The sequence below is a fragment of the Streptomyces curacoi genome (genome assembly GCF_001513975.1).
Classification (GTDB): Bacteria; Actinomycetota; Actinomycetes; order Streptomycetales; family Streptomycetaceae; genus Streptomyces; species Streptomyces curacoi.
Map to the genome: position 1 here is coordinate 463306 of NZ_KQ947990.1, position 17417 is coordinate 480722.

At 70.3% G+C, this 17417-nt stretch carries 14 protein-coding genes and 1 tRNA gene; 5 read left to right on the forward strand and 10 right to left on the reverse strand.

Annotated elements, in window-relative coordinates; all coding sequences use genetic code 11:
* Positions 1–115: 115 nt before the first annotated feature.
* Positions 116–2845 (forward strand): phosphoenolpyruvate carboxylase, encoded by a 2730-nt coding sequence (gene ppc / locus AQI70_RS25285; RefSeq protein ID WP_062153888.1) that lies wholly within the window; start codon positions 116–118, stop codon positions 2843–2845.
* A gap of 113 nt (positions 2846–2958) precedes the next feature.
* On the opposite strand, the gene AQI70_RS25290 is transcribed toward ppc, so the two are convergent.
* The 8 genes from AQI70_RS25290 to AQI70_RS25325 form a co-directional block, all read right to left on the reverse strand.
* On the reverse strand, positions 2959–3642 hold the full coding sequence (locus AQI70_RS25290) for an LPXTG cell wall anchor domain-containing protein (RefSeq protein WP_062154156.1): 684 nt from the start codon (positions 3640–3642) through the stop codon (positions 2959–2961).
* A 138-nt stretch (positions 3643–3780) separates the two neighbouring features.
* Positions 3781–4269 carry a hypothetical protein gene (locus AQI70_RS25295; protein ID WP_062153890.1) on the reverse strand — a complete coding sequence of 163 codons (489 nt, stop codon included), beginning with the start codon at positions 4267–4269 and terminating at the stop codon, positions 3781–3783.
* Between the two features lie 65 nt (positions 4270–4334).
* The gene (gene pth, locus AQI70_RS25300; protein WP_062153892.1) at positions 4335–4937 is read right to left on the reverse strand and encodes an aminoacyl-tRNA hydrolase; all 603 of its coding nucleotides are present in this window, start codon (positions 4935–4937) and stop codon (positions 4335–4337) included.
* Between the two features lie 96 nt (positions 4938–5033).
* Positions 5034–5630: a 50S ribosomal protein L25/general stress protein Ctc gene (locus AQI70_RS25305; protein WP_062153894.1), complete on the reverse strand. Its 597-nt coding sequence runs from the start codon at positions 5628–5630 to the stop codon at positions 5034–5036.
* A gap of 186 nt (positions 5631–5816) precedes the next feature.
* Complete coding sequence (locus AQI70_RS25310; protein ID WP_062153896.1) at positions 5817–6797, reverse strand: ribose-phosphate diphosphokinase; 981 nt, start codon at positions 6795–6797, stop codon at positions 5817–5819.
* 135 nt (positions 6798–6932) lie between these two features.
* Positions 6933–8381 (reverse strand): bifunctional UDP-N-acetylglucosamine diphosphorylase/glucosamine-1-phosphate N-acetyltransferase GlmU, encoded by a 1449-nt coding sequence (glmU, locus tag AQI70_RS25315; protein WP_079051469.1) that lies wholly within the window; start codon positions 8379–8381, stop codon positions 6933–6935.
* A 124-nt stretch (positions 8382–8505) separates the two neighbouring features.
* Positions 8506–8581: transfer RNA gene (locus AQI70_RS25320), tRNA-Gln, on the reverse strand.
* 14 nt (positions 8582–8595) lie between these two features.
* Positions 8596–9456 carry a helix-turn-helix domain-containing protein gene (locus AQI70_RS25325; RefSeq protein ID WP_062153900.1) on the reverse strand — a complete coding sequence of 287 codons (861 nt, stop codon included), beginning with the start codon at positions 9454–9456 and terminating at the stop codon, positions 8596–8598.
* Between the two features lie 167 nt (positions 9457–9623).
* On the opposite strand from AQI70_RS25325, the gene AQI70_RS25330 reads away from it, so the two are divergent.
* Positions 9624–10958: a sensor histidine kinase gene (locus AQI70_RS25330; RefSeq protein WP_062153902.1), complete on the forward strand. Its 1335-nt coding sequence runs from the start codon at positions 9624–9626 to the stop codon at positions 10956–10958.
* A 30-nt stretch (positions 10959–10988) separates the two neighbouring features.
* Here AQI70_RS25330 and AQI70_RS25335 read toward each other — a convergent pair whose 3' ends face one another.
* Both AQI70_RS25335 and AQI70_RS25340 read right to left on the reverse strand, forming a co-directional pair.
* Entirely contained in the window at positions 10989–11483 is a 495-nt protein-coding gene (locus tag AQI70_RS25335; RefSeq protein ID WP_062153904.1) for an SUKH-3 domain-containing protein, read from the reverse strand.
* Between the two features lie 101 nt (positions 11484–11584).
* Entirely contained in the window at positions 11585–12109 is a 525-nt protein-coding gene (locus tag AQI70_RS25340) for a YwqJ-related putative deaminase (protein ID WP_062153906.1), read from the reverse strand.
* A 308-nt stretch (positions 12110–12417) separates the two neighbouring features.
* On the opposite strand from AQI70_RS25340, the gene AQI70_RS25345 reads away from it, so the two are divergent.
* The 3 genes from AQI70_RS25345 to AQI70_RS25355 all read left to right on the forward strand — a co-directional run bounded on the left by AQI70_RS25345 (position 12418) and on the right by AQI70_RS25355 (position 17332).
* On the forward strand, positions 12418–13413 hold the full coding sequence (locus AQI70_RS25345) for an SMI1/KNR4 family protein (RefSeq protein WP_062154158.1): 996 nt from the start codon (positions 12418–12420) through the stop codon (positions 13411–13413).
* An 8-nt stretch (positions 13414–13421) separates the two neighbouring features.
* On the forward strand, positions 13422–16196 hold the full coding sequence (locus AQI70_RS37725) for an SUKH-4 family immunity protein (RefSeq protein WP_079051470.1): 2775 nt from the start codon (positions 13422–13424) through the stop codon (positions 16194–16196).
* Positions 16197–16444: 248 nt separating this feature from the next.
* A complete protein-coding gene (locus tag AQI70_RS25355; RefSeq protein WP_062153910.1) occupies positions 16445–17332 on the forward strand; it encodes a coiled-coil domain-containing protein in 888 nt (295 codons plus the stop codon).
* Positions 17333–17417: the final 85 nt, after the last annotated feature.

Here is a 17417-nt window from a genome sequence, read left to right on the forward strand (position 1 = left end):
GCGGTCCGCTCTGATTTCTTCCCGGACGTCCGGCTCCGTAAGCGGCGCCCGCCGCGCGAGACGCCGTCCGGGTTCCCCTCCCAGACGAGCTTCAACACTGCAAGGAGCCGCACCTGTGAGCAGTGCCGACGACCAGACGACGACCAGCAGCGAGCTGCGCGCCGACATCCGCCGACTGGGTGACCTCCTCGGTGAGACCCTCGTCCGGCAGGAGGGCCCCGAGCTCCTCGACCTCGTCGAAAAGGTCCGCCGCCTCACCCGAGAGGACGGCGAGGCCGCCGCCGAGCTGCTGCGTGGCACGGAGCTGGAGACCGCGGCCAAGCTGGTCCGCGCCTTCTCCACCTACTTCCACCTCGCCAACGTCACCGAGCAGGTCCACCGCGGCCGCGAGCTGCGCGCCAAGCGCGCCGCCGAGGGCGGCCTCCTCGCCCGGACGGCCGACCGCCTCAAGGACGCAGACCCCGAACACCTGCGCCAGACGGTCCAGCACCTCAACGTCCGCCCCGTCTTCACGGCCCACCCCACCGAGGCCGCCCGCCGCTCGGTCCTCAACAAGCTCCGCCGTATCGCCGCACTCCTGGAGGAGCCGGTCCTCGAAGGCGACCGCCGCCGCCACGACACCCGACTGGCCGAGAACATCGACCTCGTCTGGCAGACCGACGAACTGCGCGTCGTCCGCCCCGAGCCCGCCGACGAGGCCCGCAACGCCATCTACTACCTCGACGAACTCCACGCCGGCGCCGTCGGCGACGTCCTGGAGGACCTCACCGCCGAACTCGAACGCGTCGGCCACAAGCTCCCCGACGACACCCGCCCCCTCACCTTCGGCACCTGGATCGGCGGCGACCGCGACGGCAACCCCAACGTCACCCCCCAGGTGACCTGGGACGTCCTCATCCTCCAGCACGAACACGGCATCAACGACGCCCTGGAGATGATCGACGAACTGCGCGGCTTCCTGTCGAACTCCATCCGCTACACCGGCGCCACCGAGGAACTCCTGGAATCCCTCCAGGCCGACCTCGAACTCCTCCCCGAGATCAGCCCCCGCTACAAGCGCCTCAACGCCGAGGAGCCCTACCGGCTCAAGGCCACCTGCATCCGGCAGAAGCTGGAGAACACCAAGCAGCGCCTCGCCAAGGGCACCCCGCACGAGCCCGGCCGCGACTACCTCGGCACCAGCGAGCTCCTGCACGACCTCAAGCTGATCCAGACCTCCCTGCGCGCACACCGCGGCGGCCTCTTCGCCGACGGCCGCATGGACCGCACCATCCGCACCCTGTCCGCGTTCGGCCTCCAGCTCGCCACCATGGACGTACGCGAACACGCGGACGCCCACCACCACGCCCTCGGCCAGCTCTTCGACCGCCTCGGCGAGGAATCCTGGCGCTACGCCGACATGCCCCGCGACTACCGCGCCAAGCTCCTCGCCAAGGAACTCCGCTCGCGTCGCCCCCTCGCGCCCACCCCGGCGCCCGTGGACGCGGCCGGCGAGAAGACCCTCGGCGTGTTCCAGACCGTCAAGCGGGCCCTGGAGATCTTCGGACCCGAGGTCATCGAGTCGTACATCATCTCCATGTGCCAGGGCGCCGACGACGTCTTCGCCGCCGCCGTCCTCGCCCGCGAGGCAGGCCTCATCGACCTGCACGCCGGCTGGGCCAAGATCGGCATCGTCCCCCTCCTGGAGACCACCGACGAGCTCAAGGCCGCCGACACCATCCTGGAGGACATGCTCTCCGACCCGTCGTACCGCAGGCTCGTGGCACTGCGGGGCGACGTCCAGGAGGTCATGCTCGGCTACTCCGACTCCTCCAAGTTCGGCGGCATCACCACCAGCCAGTGGGAGATCCACCGCGCCCAGCGCCGCCTGCGCGACGTCGCCCACCGCTACGGCGTGCGCCTGCGCCTCTTCCACGGCCGCGGCGGCACCGTCGGCCGCGGCGGCGGCCCCTCCCACGACGCCATCCTCGCCCAGCCCTGGGGCACCCTCGAAGGCGAGATCAAGGTCACCGAACAGGGCGAGGTCATCTCCGACAAGTACCTCGTGCCCTCGCTGGCCCGCGAGAACCTGGAGCTGACCGTCGCGGCGACGCTGCAGGCCTCCGCGCTGCACACCGCCCCGCGCCAGTCGGTCGAGGCGCTCGCCCGCTGGGACGCCGCGATGGACGTCGTGTCCGACGCCGCCCACGCCGCCTACCGCAAGCTCGTCGAAGACCCCGACCTGCCGACGTACTTCCTCGCCTCCACGCCGGTCGACCAGCTCGCCGACCTGCACCTGGGCTCGCGGCCCTCCCGCCGCCCCGGCTCGGGCGTCTCGCTCGACGGGCTGCGCGCCATCCCGTGGGTCTTCGGCTGGACCCAGTCCCGGCAGATCGTCCCCGGCTGGTTCGGCGTGGGATCGGGGCTGAAGGCGCTGCGCGGGGCCGGCCTCGACACCGTGCTCGACGAGATGCACGAACAGTGGCACTTCTTCCGCAACTTCATCTCCAACGTCGAGATGACGCTCGCCAAGACCGATCTGCGGATCGCCGCCCACTACGTCGACACGCTGGTGCCGGACGAGCTCAAGCACGTCTTCGACACCATCCGCGCCGAACACGATCTGACCGTCGCCGAGGTCCTCAAGGTCACCGGCGAGCAGGAACTCCTCGACGCCCAGCCGGTCCTCAAGCAGACCTTCGCCATCCGCGACGCCTACCTCGACCCCATCTCCTACCTCCAGGTCGCCCTCCTCAAGCGCCAGCGCGACGCGGCAGCCGCCGGCGAGGAACCCGACCCGCTGCTGTCCCGAGCCCTGCTGCTCACGGTCAACGGCGTGGCGGCCGGCCTGCGCAACACCGGCTGACCAGCCAAAAAAAGGAGGGTGCCCCCCGTGCTGCTCACGAGCACGGGGGGCACCCTTTCACGTCCTGTACGCCGACCTGTACGAGCTTGTACGACCTGGTACGACGGTCTACGTCAGGCCTTACGGCGGCGCAGCACCAGGTAGCCACCCGCTGCCAGCAGCGCGGCCGCAGCCGCCGACAGCAGACCCACCGGAGCACCGTTACCGGTCTCGGCGAGGTCACCCTCACCGCCCTGCCCCGACGGGGACGACGAAGGGGCGGCCGCGTCGGACGTGGACGGGCTCGCGGACGGCTCGGTGGTCGAGTCGTCGCCCGGCGCGGAGGGGGACGCCGAGGCGGACGGCGTAGCGGACGGCGTGGCCGTGCCGCCGCCGCCCTCCTCCTCGTCCTCGCAGTCCGTCCAGAACACCTTGTGCTTGGCCGAGCCGTGCTCGCCGTCGAAGTTCCAGAACAGCTTGTAGTGCCCGTCGGCCAGCGTCATGTCCTCCGTACGGCCGTGGCCCTGGTCGTCCAGCGTGATCGCGCCGGACTTCACGGTCTCGCCCTTGGCGCCGGCCGTCGGAGCCCACGCCTCGATGTGCCAGTCGACCTGCTGAAGGCTGTCGAAACCGAACGCGTCCAAGTAGAACTCGCACACGTGTGGCTCGTTCTTGCGCAGCTCCTCGCCGGTAGTGGCGTCATGGATCTTGACGGTGCCGTTGTCACCTGGCGGGGTGGCGTGGGCGGCGACCGGAGCGGACAGCAACGCGGCCGCGGCGACGGCGGACAGGGCACCGACGCGGGTGAGGGTTCGCATGAGGCAGTAGTCCATCTTCGTGAAACGAACGGGAAGATGTGGAGGGGGCGGCTAAGCATCCAGCCGGAACTGACCCCAGGTCAATCACGAACAGACAACAGCTTGATCCCCCACAGAACCGGAGAACGACGCAGACCATCAGATCGTCACGAAAGCCGCCGTGAGCAGCGCGATCCCCGCCCCCGCCAGCACCCAGGCCGGCCGCGTCCGCCGCATCCCGCCCGCCACCACCACCGACGCCAGCAGCAGCGCACCACCGAACGGAACCCACGAGTACAGCACCCCCGCAGGCCCCGACCGGACCACGTCATCACTGCCCGGCTTCACCACGACCGTGTACGTCTGCCCCTGGCGCACGGCCACGTTCTTCTCGATGACCACCGACCCGCGCGGCTGCGACCCCGCCGAGATCGGCGAGTACGGCCCACTGCAGGTGTCCGCACCACACCGCGTCACCTCGATCGTGCCGCTCTCCCGCCCCTTCGTGAGCATCACATGCTGAGCACTGCCCCACGACGCCCACACACCCGCGATCAGAATCAGCACCGCGACCGTACCCATCACCGCGACCCGTCCGAACCGCAGCACCACAAGAGCGCCCTGACTTGAAGTGACGGCAGAAGGCATGGCCGCGATCCTTGGCCATGCCCCTGCACCCGGTCAACTTCGGCCCGCCCCCGTGGGCGGACAAGTCACGAGTTGTACGTGCTTTGCGCCCGCTCCAGCCCATCGATCACCAGACACTCCACCGCGTCCGCCGCCCGGTCCACGAAGTAGTCCAGCTCCTTGCGCTCGGCCGAGGAGAAGTCCATCAGAACGAAGTCCGCCACCGGCATCCGCCCCGGCGGCCGCCCGATCCCGAACCGCACCCGGTGATAGTCCGAACCCATCGCCTTCGTCATCGACTTCAGCCCGTTGTGCCCGTTGTCACCCCCACCGAGCTTCAGCCGCAACGCGCCGAAGTCGATGTCCAACTCGTCATGCACGGCAACGATGTTGCCCACCGGCACCTTGTAGAAATCCCGAAGCGCACCGACCGGCCCACCGGACAGATTCATGTACGACATCGGCTTCGCCAGAATCACCCGCCGGTTCAACGGCCCCGGCGGCCCGATCCGCCCCTCGACGACCTGTGCCTGAGCCTTACCGGCCCGCTTGAACTTCCCCCCGATCCGCTCCGCCAGCAGATCCACCACCATGAACCCGACGTTGTGCCGGTTCCTGGCGTAGTCGGGTCCCGGATTGCCGAGGCCGGCGATCAGCCAAGGGGCACTCGGGTCGGTCGTCACGTCCATGTCTCCTTGATACGCGCCAGCCGCTGCCCCCAACGGGAACAGCGGCTGACGAACCGATGACAGAGCCGACGATCACGCCTCTGCCAGAGCTGAGGATCAGGCCTCCGCGGCCTCTTCACCCTCGGCGGCCTCGCCCTCCGGGGCCTCCTCGGCCTGCGCGGCCAGCACCTGAAGGACGACAGCGTCCTCCTCGACGGCCAGCGTGGTGCCCTTCGGCAGCGTGATGTCCTTGGCCAGGACGGAGGCACCGGCCGACAGGCCCTCGACGGACACGGTGACGGCCTCGGGGATGTGCGTGGCCTCGGTCTCGACCGGCAGCGCGTTCAGAACGTGCTCCAGCAGGTTGCCACCGGCAGCCAGCTCGCCCTCGGTGTGCACCGGGATCTCGACCGTGACCGTCTCGCCGCGCTTCACCAGCTGCAGATCCACGTGCTCCAGGAAGCCCTTCAGCGGGTCACGCTGCACAGCCTTCGGAATCGCCAGCTCGTTGGTCTTGCCGTCGATGTCCAGGGAGATCAGAACGTTCGGCGTACGCAGCGCCAGCAGCAGGTCGTGGCCCGGCAGGGTCAGGTGCAGCGGGTCGGAACCGTGCCCGTACAGGACACCCGGAACCTTGCTCTCGCGGCGGATACGACGCGCGGCACCCTTACCGAACTCGGTGCGCGTCTCGGCGGTGAGCTTCACCTCGGACATATTGATCACTCCTCGTAGGAACTAGGAACGGACGTGGTCACCCGGCCACGAACGGCCTGCTACGAAGAGCGCGTCGATAACGGACCGCCGACCCCTGTCACGGGAACGGCCTCCCTCGCCGAGCAACTGCAGCAGTCTACTCGGACACGGAGGCCGCACCCAAAAGGATCTCTACCGCTCGGATCTCTACTGCTCGTCGAACAGGCTCGTCACCGAACCGTCCTCGAACACCTCACGCACCGCACTCGCGATCGTCGGCGCGATCGACAGCACCGTCAGCTTGTCCAGATCACGGCTCAGCTCACCCGGCGTCGGCAGCGTGTTCGTGAACACGAACTCACTCACCCGCGAGTTCTTCAGCCGGTCGGCGGCAGGCCCGGAGAGCACACCGTGGGTCGCCGTCACGATCACGTCCTCGGCACCGTGCGCGAACAACGCGTCCGCCGCCGCACAGATCGTGCCACCCGTGTCGATCATGTCGTCGACCAGGACACACACCCGGCCCTTGACCTCACCCACGACCTCATGGACGGTCACCTGGTTCGCCACGTCCTTGTCCCGCCGCTTGTGCACGATCGCGAGCGGAGCACCGAGCCGGTCACACCAGCGGTCGGCCACCCGCACACGACCGGCGTCCGGGGACACGACCGTCAGCTTCTCCCTGTCGACCTTGTCCCCCACATAGTCCGCGAGCAGCGGAAGGGCGAAGAGGTGGTCGACGGGCCCGTCGAAGAAACCCTGGATCTGGTCGGTGTGCAGATCCACGGTCAGGAGCCGGTCCGCACCGGCCGTCTTCATCAGATCAGCGATCAGACGCGCCGAAATCGGTTCACGCCCCCGGTGCTTCTTGTCCTGCCGCGCGTAACCGTAGAACGGCACGATGACCGTGATGGAGCGAGCCGACGCACGCTTCAGCGCATCGATCATGATCAACTGCTCCATGATCCACTGATTGATCGGAGCCGTGTGGCTCTGGATCACAAAGCAGTCCGCACCACGCGCCGACTCCTGATAACGGACATAGATCTCACCGTTGGCGAAATCGAAGGCCTTCGTCGGGACAACCCCGACACCCAACTGCTGGGCGACCTCCTCGGCAAGCTCGGGGTGGGCGCGGCCGGAGAAGAACATCAACTTCTTCTCGCCGGTCGTCTTGATCCCGGTCACAGCACTGTCTCCTCAGAGGTGTCGCAGCTGGGTGTCGAGCACGCCGTCCCGGCTGGGTGCGGGAAGCCGTCTCAGCTGGTGGGGTGCGGGTGTGCACTTATCACGGTACGCCGTGTTTGACGCACCGGTTTCCGGTCAGTCCGCACGCTCTCCCCGACGGGAGGCCGCCTCGGCCGCCTTCGCGGCCGCACTGCCCGGACGCTTACGAGCCACCCAGCCCTCGATATTCCGCTGCTGACCACGGGCCACGGCCAGCGAACCGGGCGGCACATCCTTCGTGATCACAGAGCCAGCCGCGGTGTACGCGCCGTCCCCGATAGTGACAGGAGCCACAAGCATGTTGTCCGCGCCGGTACGGCAGTGCGAACCGACAGTGGTGTGGTGTTTGTCCTGTCCGTCGTAGTTCACGAAGACACTCGCGGCACCGATGTTCGTGTGGTCACCGATGGTCGCGTCACCGACATAGGAGAGGTGGGGCACCTTCGTCCCCTCACCGATCGAGGCGTTCTTCGTCTCGACATACGTACCGATCTTGCCCTTCGCACCCAGCCGCGTACCGGGCCGGAGGTACGCGTACGGCCCCACGGACGCGTCCGGCCCCACATGGGCACCGTCCGCCACCGTGTTGTCCACCCGCGCACCGGCATCGACCCGCGTGTCCCTGAGCCGGCAGTTCGGCCCGACCTCCGCGCCCTCGCCGAGATGGGTGGCACCCTGCAACTGGGTGCCCGGGTGGACGATCGCGTCCTGCTCGAAGGTGACCGTGACATCGACCCAGGTGGTCGCGGGGTCCACGACGGTCACGCCGTCGAGCATGGCGCGGGTCAGAAGCCGGTCGTTGAGAATGCGACGGGCCTCCGCCAGCTGCACCCGGTTGTTGATCCCGGCGATCTCACGGTGATCGGCGGCGACCGAGGCGCCGACACGGTGACCGGCCTCGCGGAGAATCCCGAGCACGTCGGTCAGGTACTCCTCGCCCTGGCTGTTGTCCGTACGCACCTTCCCCAGCGCGTCCGCCAGCAGCTGCCCGTCGAACGCGAACACCCCGGAGTTGATCTCCCGGATCGCCCGCTGCGACTCGGACGCGTCCTTGTGCTCGACGATGGCCGTCACGGCACCGGACACCCCGTCGCGCACGATCCGCCCGTACCCGGTCGCGTCCGGGACCTCGGCGGTCAGCACGGTGACGGCGTTGCCGTCGGCGGAGTGGGTGGCGGCGAGGCGGGTCAGGGTCTCGCCGGTCAGGAGGGGCGTGTCGCCGCACACGACGACCACGGTCCCGTCGACGGAACCGCCGAGCTCCTCCAGGGCCATGCGTACGGCGTGCCCGGTGCCGTTCTGCTCGGCCTGTACGGCGGTCCGCACGCCGGGGTCGATCTCGGCGAGATGCGCGGTGACCTTCTCGCGCGCGTGCCCCACGACCACGACGAGGTTCTCGGGCTGCAACTCGCGCGCGGCGGCGAGCACATGGCCCACGAGGCTGCGTCCGCAGAGCTCGTGCAGGACCTTGGGTGTGGCCGACTTCATACGGGTGCCCTCACCCGCTGCGAGAACGACGACGGCTGCCGGGCGAATGGCGCTCACGGGATGCCCTTCGGCTGTGGAGGGGGTGGGGTGACATCCGCAGGATACCGGGGCGTTTTGTGGGGGGGCATGAGAGCGGGCCCTGACTTGGTTGTCAGGGCCCGAACCGAGGTCTTGTGTGCTGTGGCTCCCCCGCAAGGATTCGAACCTTGTCCTGCTAGATCCAAAATCTAGTGTGCTGCCAGTTACACCACGGGGGACAGCGCTTCAGACCTTACCGGAGACCTGCCTGGGACTGGGTCACGATTCCCTCCCACCAGCCCTCGATGCGGTTGTAGAGATCGGCGCTTCTCGCCACTGTGACGACCAGGCAGCCGTGGTAGTCGTCGCCGGTGTTCTTGCGAACGGTCTTCGGGTTGTGCCTTTTGAGCGTCGGCTTGGCGAAGATCGAGCCGTCCACGTCGGCGATGTCTGCCCAATAGCGGGTGGCCGCAGCCACGTCAGCGGATTCGTGAATGAGCACACGAAAGCCCAGACGCTCCCGGTCCACGTCGAGCAGATCGAGCCACGCGAGGTAGACCTTGATCACACCAGGGTCGCTGTTGACGAAGACGACCCGCTCGCGTCGGTCGTAAGGCTTGCTCTTGGACCCTTCGGCCCAATACAGCGCGACCCCCGTCAGGAACAGGTCTCGATCTGTCAGCTCGCCGATGTCCCTGCAGGCTGCGAGCTTGGTCCTCCTGCGCCCCTCGTTCTCCGCGGCGCGGCGCTTTGCCAGGCCTTCCTGCATCAGGGCCAGTTGTTCCTCGGGTGTGTAGCGGGGCTCAGGCCTTGGCAGATCCCGCACCCAAAGCGATACCGAGCTCCTCGAACAACCCAGCTCTGCCTCGATCTGGTCGTACGTCCAGCCCTGCAGTCGCAGCTCCCGTGCCTTCGCGCGCAGGTCGTCCTTCGCGTTCGGTCGCTTCGTCCACTCCGGCGGCGGCTCCCCCTTCACCAGCTGGTTGAGGATGTCGTTGTTGAAGATCTTCAGCTCGTCGCGGATCTGCCGAAGGCTGTAGCCCCTGCGCCGTAGCGCAATCGCCCGCTCCCGGAGCCCCTCGAAGTCGGCGTATTTGCCTTGTGGATGTGCCATAGGCATACCGTCCGGCCGGAATGATCGGTTCCGGGGTCGAACGGTGAGCGATTCAGCAGTTCGAGGGATATCGGATGGTTTCGCTTACGTTCGGTTACGCGGTGTGGTGTAGGCCAGTCCGTGAAACTCGCCGGAAAACCCGGGTCGGCCGCCCGTAGGCTGGAGGCATGACCACGACGGGGGAAGCCCACACAGAGGTGCCGCCACCGGGGGCGGGGCCGTGGTGGTGGGGCAGGGTGCGTAGTGCGGTGCTGGACGTGAGTCTGGCTGTTGTGTCCGCGCTGGAGTGCGGGGGCGAGGGGGTCCGGTTCGCGCGGGACGCGGGGGTTCCGGAGGCCGCGGGGGTGATCTTCGGCCTGCTGGCCGGTTCGGTGCTGGTGCTGCGGCGGCGGTGGCCCATCGCCGTCGTGCTCGTGTCGATCGCTGTCATGCCCGCGCAGATGGGCTTCCTGATGGGCATAGTCGGCCTGTACACGCTCGCCGCGTCCGAGTTGCCCCGGCGGATCATCGCCTCGCTCGCGGGGATGTCGTTCGTCGGCATGCTGATCGTGACGTACGTGTGGGTGCGGCAGGGTGTGGCGCGGGGGAGTCTGACGTTCGGGGAGTGGGTTGTTCCTCTCGCGTCTCTCACCACCGCTCTCGGGGTGACCGCGCCTCCTCTGCTGCTGGGGCTGTATGTGGGGGCTCGGCGGCGGCTGATGGAGAGTCTGCGGGAGCGGGCCGACAGCCTGGAGCGGGAGCTTCAGTTGCTGGCCGAGCGGGCGGAGGAGCGGGCCGAGTGGGCGCGGGGTGAGGAGCGGACGCGGATCGCGCGGGAGATGCATGACGTCGTCGCGCATCGGGTGAGCTTGATGGTGGTGCATGCGGCGGCGTTGCAGGCCGTTGCGCGCAAGGATCCCGAGAAGGTGGTGAGGAATGCCGCGTTGGTGGGGGACATGGGGCGGCAGGCGTTGACCGAGTTGCGGGAGATGCTCGGGGTGCTGCGCAGTGGGGGCGTCCATGAGGACCGGCCTCGGGGGGCCGTCGTTCCGCTTGCTGCGGTGGGGGCTGCTGTGGCTGCCGCGGCCGATCGGGAGCAGGGCGGTGGTGACGAGGGGGCTGCTGAGGGGCCTTGTCTGTCCGAGTTGGACGAGTTGATCGGGCAGTCGGCTGCTGCGGGGATGGTCGTGGATCTGTCCGTGGAGGGCGAGTCGCGGTCGTATGCGCCGGAGATAGAGCAGACGGCGTTCCGGGTGGTGCAGGAGGCGCTGACGAACGTCCACAAGCATGCGGCGGGGGCGAAGACGCATGTGCGGCTCGCGCATCGGGTGTCGGAGATCGCGATGCAGGTGGAGAACGAGCCGCCGCCGGAGTTGTCGTCGGCGTCGGCGGCGCGGCTGCCGTCGGGTGGTAACGGCCTGGTGGGGATGAAGGAGCGGGTCGTGGCGCTGGGCGGAGTGTTTGTGTCGGGGCCGACGGATGCGGGGGGTTTTCGGGTGTCGGCGGTGATTCCGGCGGCGTAGTCGCTGTCCCGGTTCGTCGGTCCCCGGGTGTCAGCCCGCGGTCAGCCGTACCGGTTCTATGCCGGTGATGAGCCCGGCGAGGGCTTGGTCGATGTCGGGGCCGAGGTACCAGTCGCCGGTGTGGTCGAGGGTGTAGACGCGGCCTTCGGTGTCGATGGCGAGGAGGGCCGCGGTGTCGGTTTCGGCGCCGAGGGGGCAGACCTGGGTGTCGAGTGCGCGGCCGAGGTCGCCGAGGGTGCGGGCCATGTGGAGGCCGTGGAGGGGGTCGAAGTGGAGGTTGGCGGGGGCGACCTGGCGGCCGGGGCCGGTGGGTGTGATGTGGAGGCCGCCGAACTCGGCCCAGGCCTCCACGGCGGCGGGGAAGACGGCGTGGCGGTGGCCGGCCGGTGAGGTGTGTTCGCGGAGGGCGTCGGCCCAGATCTCGGCCTGTTTGATGTCCCAGCGTCCGGGTTGCCAGCCGGCGGCGCGCAGGGCGGCGTCGACGGGGACGGGGAAGCGGGTGGTCGAGGTGCGGTCGGTGTGCATCTGCCCTTCGTTCGTCGGTGCTTATGGGACGTGCGGGGGGTGGGTCTGTGTGTGTGGGGGGGGTGTGTTCGGGGTCTGTGTGTGGGGGGTCAGGGGCGGGGTCAGCCGTCTGCCGCTGTGGGGTCGACGATGCGGACGCCGAAGTGGGCGCTGAGTGCGGTGCAGGCGCGGCAGGGGGCGGCGAAGCTGCCGTGTAGGGGGTCGCCGTCCTCGCGGATGCGGCGGGCGGTGAGTTTGGCCTGTTTGAGGGCTTTGCGGGCTTCGCCGTTGGTCATGGGTTTGCGGGCGGCGCGTTTGCTGCGGGCGGCGTCGGCGGCGGCGATGTGGCGTGAGATGAGGATGGTTTCGGCGCAGCGGCCGGTGAAGCGGTCGCGTTCGCTGCTGGTGAGGGTGTCGAGGAAGTCCTGGACGAGGTGGTGCAGGGCGGGGGGCTGGTCGCCGCGGGCGGCGGTGCCGGTGAGGGTGGCGCCGCGGACGGAGAGGGCGGCGGCGACGGTGGGGAGTATGCCGTCGCGGCGGTGGCGGAGGGCGGGCGCGTGCGGGGTTTCGGTGGCGCTCCAGCCGATGCGGGGGTCGCCGGACCCGACTGAGTGTGGTCCTGCCTGTGTCGCATTCATGATCATCATCCCCTCCCGAGCATCCCCCGGGCATGCTCTCGGACGTCACAGAGTGCCAAATGGCGTGGCTGGTGCGGAAGCTGGGGCCGCGTGACACGCCCGGGTTTGGGCGGGCTGTCACGGCGGGGTGACGGCTGGTCACGGAAGCGGAGGGGGGCGTGACCGGTGCCGGTGACCGGGATCGTCGTACCGCATAGGCTGTCGGCACCGCTTTCCATGCGGTGACGCGTGGACGCAGATGAGACAGCCGATGCGGGGCGCCACGACCGAGGGTGGTCATGGCGGGCCGTGTCAGAACGCCGCAGGGGGCAACCGCCATGACGACAGGTCGGCTCGGGCAGCAAGCCGCGCCGCCGAACGCGGCCTACGCCGGGCAGGTCGTGCATTTCCCGGATCCGGTTCGGGCGGCCCGTCACCCGAGAGGAGTACGGGTCGATGAGCGGGGTTACCCCGACTTCTCGCCGTATGCGCGGGCGGCGGCGGAGATCGCGGAGCCGCCGGAGGGTTTCGGTGTCGACGAGTTGCGGCTGACGGACTATGTGTCGGCGAACGCGGCGCTGGCGGCGTCGGGACACGATCTGTGGGACACGGTGTCGGCGGTGGCGACGCCGCATGGCTGGACGTGGCATCACGTGGCGGGTTCGCGGCGGCTGGAGCTGGTGCCGGTCGAGGTGAAGGCGTTGCTGCGGCATCACGGTGGGATCGCGACGTCGTCGGTGGATCAGCACAAGCGGGGGACGCGGCCGTTGCAGGAGACGCGGCCGGCGCATTTCCGGCTGCCGAAGTCGGGTGTGGCGGTGACGGAGTCGCAGGTGCTGGGGGTGGAGGAGGACCTCGGGTACCGGCTGCCGGGTGCGTATCGCTCGTTCTTGAAGGCGGCGGGCGGGTGTGCCCCCGTGGGGACTGCTCTGGACGCGGAGTTGGGCCTGCTGATCGACCAGCCCCTGTTCACGGTGCGGGACGAGGCGGCGGTCAATGACCTGGTCTACGTCAACAAGTGTCTGCGTGACCATCTGACCAAGGACTACTTGGGTGTTGGGTTTGTGCAGGGCGGGTTGCTGGCCGTGAAGGTGAAGGGCGACCGGATCGGTTCGGTGTGGTTCTGCGCGTACGACGACGTGCGGGATGTGGATCCTTCGTGGTCGGCGGGCGAGCGGGTGGAGCGGTTGTTGCTGCCGTGCGGTGAGGACTTCGACGCGTTTCTGTCCCGGTTGGCGGGTTCTCCGCCGGAGTTGGAGACGGTGGCGAATCTGATGGTGGACGGCGGGTTCGCCCGTGCGGTGCCGGTTGCCGCTGCGGCTGTGGGGGAGTGAGCTTCGCGATGGTGACGTTCGCGCAGGCGCAGGAGCGCGCGGAAGAGTGGATCAACGGGGATGTGCCGTCGTACCAGCATCGTGAGGTGCGGGTGCGGGAGTTCGAGCTCGGGTTCGTGGTGTGGGCCGAGGACCGGGCGGACGGGCCGCGGTCGGACGGCGGTGCGCAGCGGCTGGTGATCGCCCGGGACAGCGGGGAGGCCACATTGTGGCCTTCGCTGCCGGTGGGTGAGGTGATTCGCCGGTACGAGGAGGAGTACGGCCGTGCGGGCGCGGCCACCGCCCCGGTGCCGGCTGCTCCGGCTCGCGTGGACCTCAATCAGACGTCGTTTCTGCTGACTCCGCCGGAGTGGTTGCAGGAGGCGGCGGACAAGCTGGGGGACTCGGATCGCCGGGACGGGGGTTCGGGGTCCGGAGATTCGGGTGCCGGGGGTTCGGGGTCCGGCTCGGGTGGTGAGGCCGGTGCGGAGGCGGGTGCCTCTGGCGTTACGTCACCCGATGTGTCTGCCGCGCCCCGTGTGCCTGAGGGGGCGACCCCGTGGGCCGGTACGGACACCAGTGCCGATGCGCTTGAGGACCGTTCCGTGCCGTTGCCGGAGACCGTGTTCGCGCCGCCGTTGAGCGGTGACGACACCGCGCCGCCGGACGCCAAGACGGCACTGATGTCGGGCGGCAGCCAGCTTCCGCCGACGGCGATCGAGCCGGCGCTCGACGATCCGGACGCGCCGGGTGGGCAGGGCGGCACGCCTCCGCCCGCGCCGGGTGCGCCGGCGTACGGGTATCCGCAGGCGGCCGGTGTTCCGGGTACGCCGCCTCCGGGCGCCCCCGCGCCGGGTGCGATGCCGCCGCCCGCGCCTTCCTACGGCTATCCGCGGGGCGGGCCCGCCGGTGGTGCGGGCGCGCCGCAGGCTCCGGGCGGTCCGGGCCGGCCGCTCGCGCCGAACGCCGGGGACATCGCCGATGCCGCGACGAGCAAGGCGGCGCCTCCCCCACGTGCGCGCGGTGGGGCGACGCCGCCTCCGCCGCCGGGTGCCCCGGGGACGCCGGGTGCGCGGGCGGGGGGTACGACTCCTCCGCCACCGCCGCCTCCAGGGGTTCCGGGTGCGCCCGGGGTTCCGGCGGGGGCTCCGGCCGGGGGGTACGTTCCGACGCAGCTCGTGTCGGCGCTGGGGTCCGAGGGGCCCGAGGGTGCTGGTGGGCCGGGGGCGCCGCAGGGGCCGGGAGGCGCGGACACGCCTGCCGCTCCGCAGCCGCCGGGTGCCCCGGCTGGGCCCGGTGCGCCGAATCCGCCGGGGGCTCCCAACCCGCCCGGTGCTCCCCACCCGCCCGGCGCGCCCGGCGTTGCGCCTGCGGGCGGTGTGCACCACGCCGCCACGGTGCTGGCCGACCCGAGCCAGATGGGCGGCCCTCCGCAGCCTCCGGGCGCCCCGGGCACGCCAGGTGCCCCGCAGCCGCCCGGCGCCCCTGGCATGCCCGGTGCGCAGGGTGCCCAGGGTTCCTCGGGCGGCGCTCAGGGTTCCGTACACCACGCGGAGACCGTGCTGTCCGCGCCCCCGGTCGGCGGCCCCGGCGTGCCTCCGCCGCCGCAGGCGCCCGGCGCTCCCGCCATGCCCGGCGCGTCTGGTGCTCACGGCGCGCCTGGCGCGCCCGGCGTTCCGCACGCCCCCGGCATGCCTCCGGGCGCCCCGCAGCCCCCGATGCCTCCGGGCGCCGTCCCGCCGCCGCCCGGTCAGCCCGGTCAGCCTGGGCCGGGTCAGCCCGGCCCGGTTCAGCCCCCCGCGTACGGCTACCCCCAGCAGCCCACCGGCCAGCCGACGGTCGGCCCGGGCTACCAGGCCGTTCTCCGATACCGCGCGCAGGACGGGTCGGAGCAGCAGCTGATCCGGCGTTCGGCGCCGGGGACGCCGCACCCGGAGTGGCAGATCTTCCATGAGCTGCGGGCCATGAACGTGCCGCCGGACCAGGTGCTGGAGCTGCACACGGAGCTGGAGTCGTGTGAGCTGCCGGGTGCGTACTGCGCGCGGATGATCCGGGAGCAGTGGCCGCAGGCGCGGATCACGTCCATCGCGCCGTACGGCACGGATCACGCGAGCCGGCAGCAGGGCATGCAGCAACTGCTCGCCCACCAGGGCGAGTTGCACCAGGTGGCCGACGGCCCTGCCCGGCCGGCACCGGTGCGCGCCCCGCTGCCGCAGGTGCAGGCGGCGCCGCCGATTCCGCCGGAGGGTGTGGCGCAGGAGCTGGCGGGGGCGTTCGGGCCGGGGATCTTCCGGTTCGAGCAGGCCGCCGTGTCCCGGCAGGGCGTGCCGCCGGTCGTGGCGCACAGCCTGGTGGTCGGCGGTCTGCCGATGGACATGGGGCCGTTCTTCTGGGCGCAGGCCCAGCCGGGGCGGCCCGTTCCGACGCTGGCGGAGCTGGCGCAGGAGCGCGGGGTGCAGCCGGCCTCGGACGCGGGCTCGTACCTCGTCATGGGCAGCGACTTCGGCAGGGCGCTCTGTGTGCAGTACGGGACGGCGCACATCGTCGCCGTGCCGGTGGAGGCGGGGCCGGGCGGTGCGCCCGTACCGCCGCAGTTCGTGAACACGGGTCTGCCCGAGTTCCAGCGCTGCCTGGCTCTGCTGGGCCGTATGTGGCGTCTTCGCTTCGGTCTGAACCAGGAGCAGGCGGGCCGTTGGACCGTCGACTTCCAGGCGCAGCTCGCCTCCCTCGACCCGGCGGCGCTCGGGTCGCCGGAGAGCTGGTGGTCGGTGCTGCTGGAGCAGATGTGGGACGGATTGCTGTGAGGACCTCTCCCGGCTTGCTTGTCGGGACGCCACCCGGTTGCCGCTGACGGCGGCGTGCGGGTGTGAAAGGGCCGGCTCTCGGTTGTGCGACCGGAGCCGGCCCTTTCGTATGCGCCTTTCCTCGTGTCTCTGCGCCTGCGACGGCACCCCCCGCGCGGAGTGTCGCGTTATGAACGCTTCTGCCTGATACATCAAGATGTGCGCTAAATCATCATTTTCATTCCCGTTCGGCGGAAAGGGGTTCCAGGATGAGCAGCGCACCGGCCTCGCTCTACGACTTCGCGGTCGTACGCGGACGTGGCTACCGCCCCGCCCAGGTCGACGCCTACATCCGTGCCCTCTTCCGGGACCGCGACGCCGCCTGGGAACGGGCCGCCCGGCTCACCGTGCTGGCCAAGGAGATGGAGGCGGAGGCCGAGCGGCTGCGGGAGGTGGTGGCGCAGCTCGCTCCGCAGACGTACGAGACGCTCGGCGAGCGTGCGCGGCGGATCTTCGAGCTGGCGGAGGAGGAGGCCGCTGCCCTGCGGGAGGACGCGCGGCAGGAGGCGCGGCGCCTGATGGAGGAGGCGCAGGAGCAGGCGGACACCGTGCGCGACGCGGCACAGGCGCACGCCGAGGTCATCGCCGCCGAGGTCGACGAAGCCGTCCGCCAGCGGTTGTCCGCGGCGCGTGCCGAGGCGGGCGAGGTCCGTATCGCCGCCCGGCGTGCGCTGAAGGCGGGGCGCGGGGAGGAACTCGGCGTGCTGCGCGAGGTACGGCAGTGCACCGCAAGGGTGCTCGCCGAGCAGGCGAAGGAGCATGCCGCGCGCTGGGCCGAGGCCGAGCGGGAGGCGGAGGAGCGGCTGGCCGCGGCGGAGGAGTCCGAGCGGGAGCGGCTGGCGCTGGCCGAGGCCGCGTTGGCCGAGGCGAAGCAGGAGTTCGCGGATGCGCAGACCTCGGCGCGGCGGTTGCAGGAGGAGGCGCAGGCGCACGCGACGCAGGTGGTGATGGAGGCCCGGCGGCGGGCGGACCAGATCGCCCGCGAGACGGAGCGGGTGCTGCGCGAGCACAGCGAGATGTGGGACCAGGTGCGGGCGCACATCGGTCAGATGCGCAACAGCCTTACGGTGCTCACGGGACAGGTGGCGCAGGAGTGAACGAGCCTCACTCCCGCGCCGCCGCCACGACGACCGGCCGACCACTCGCCCCAGTCCACCCCCGTCCTCCCCGCACACCCACGTT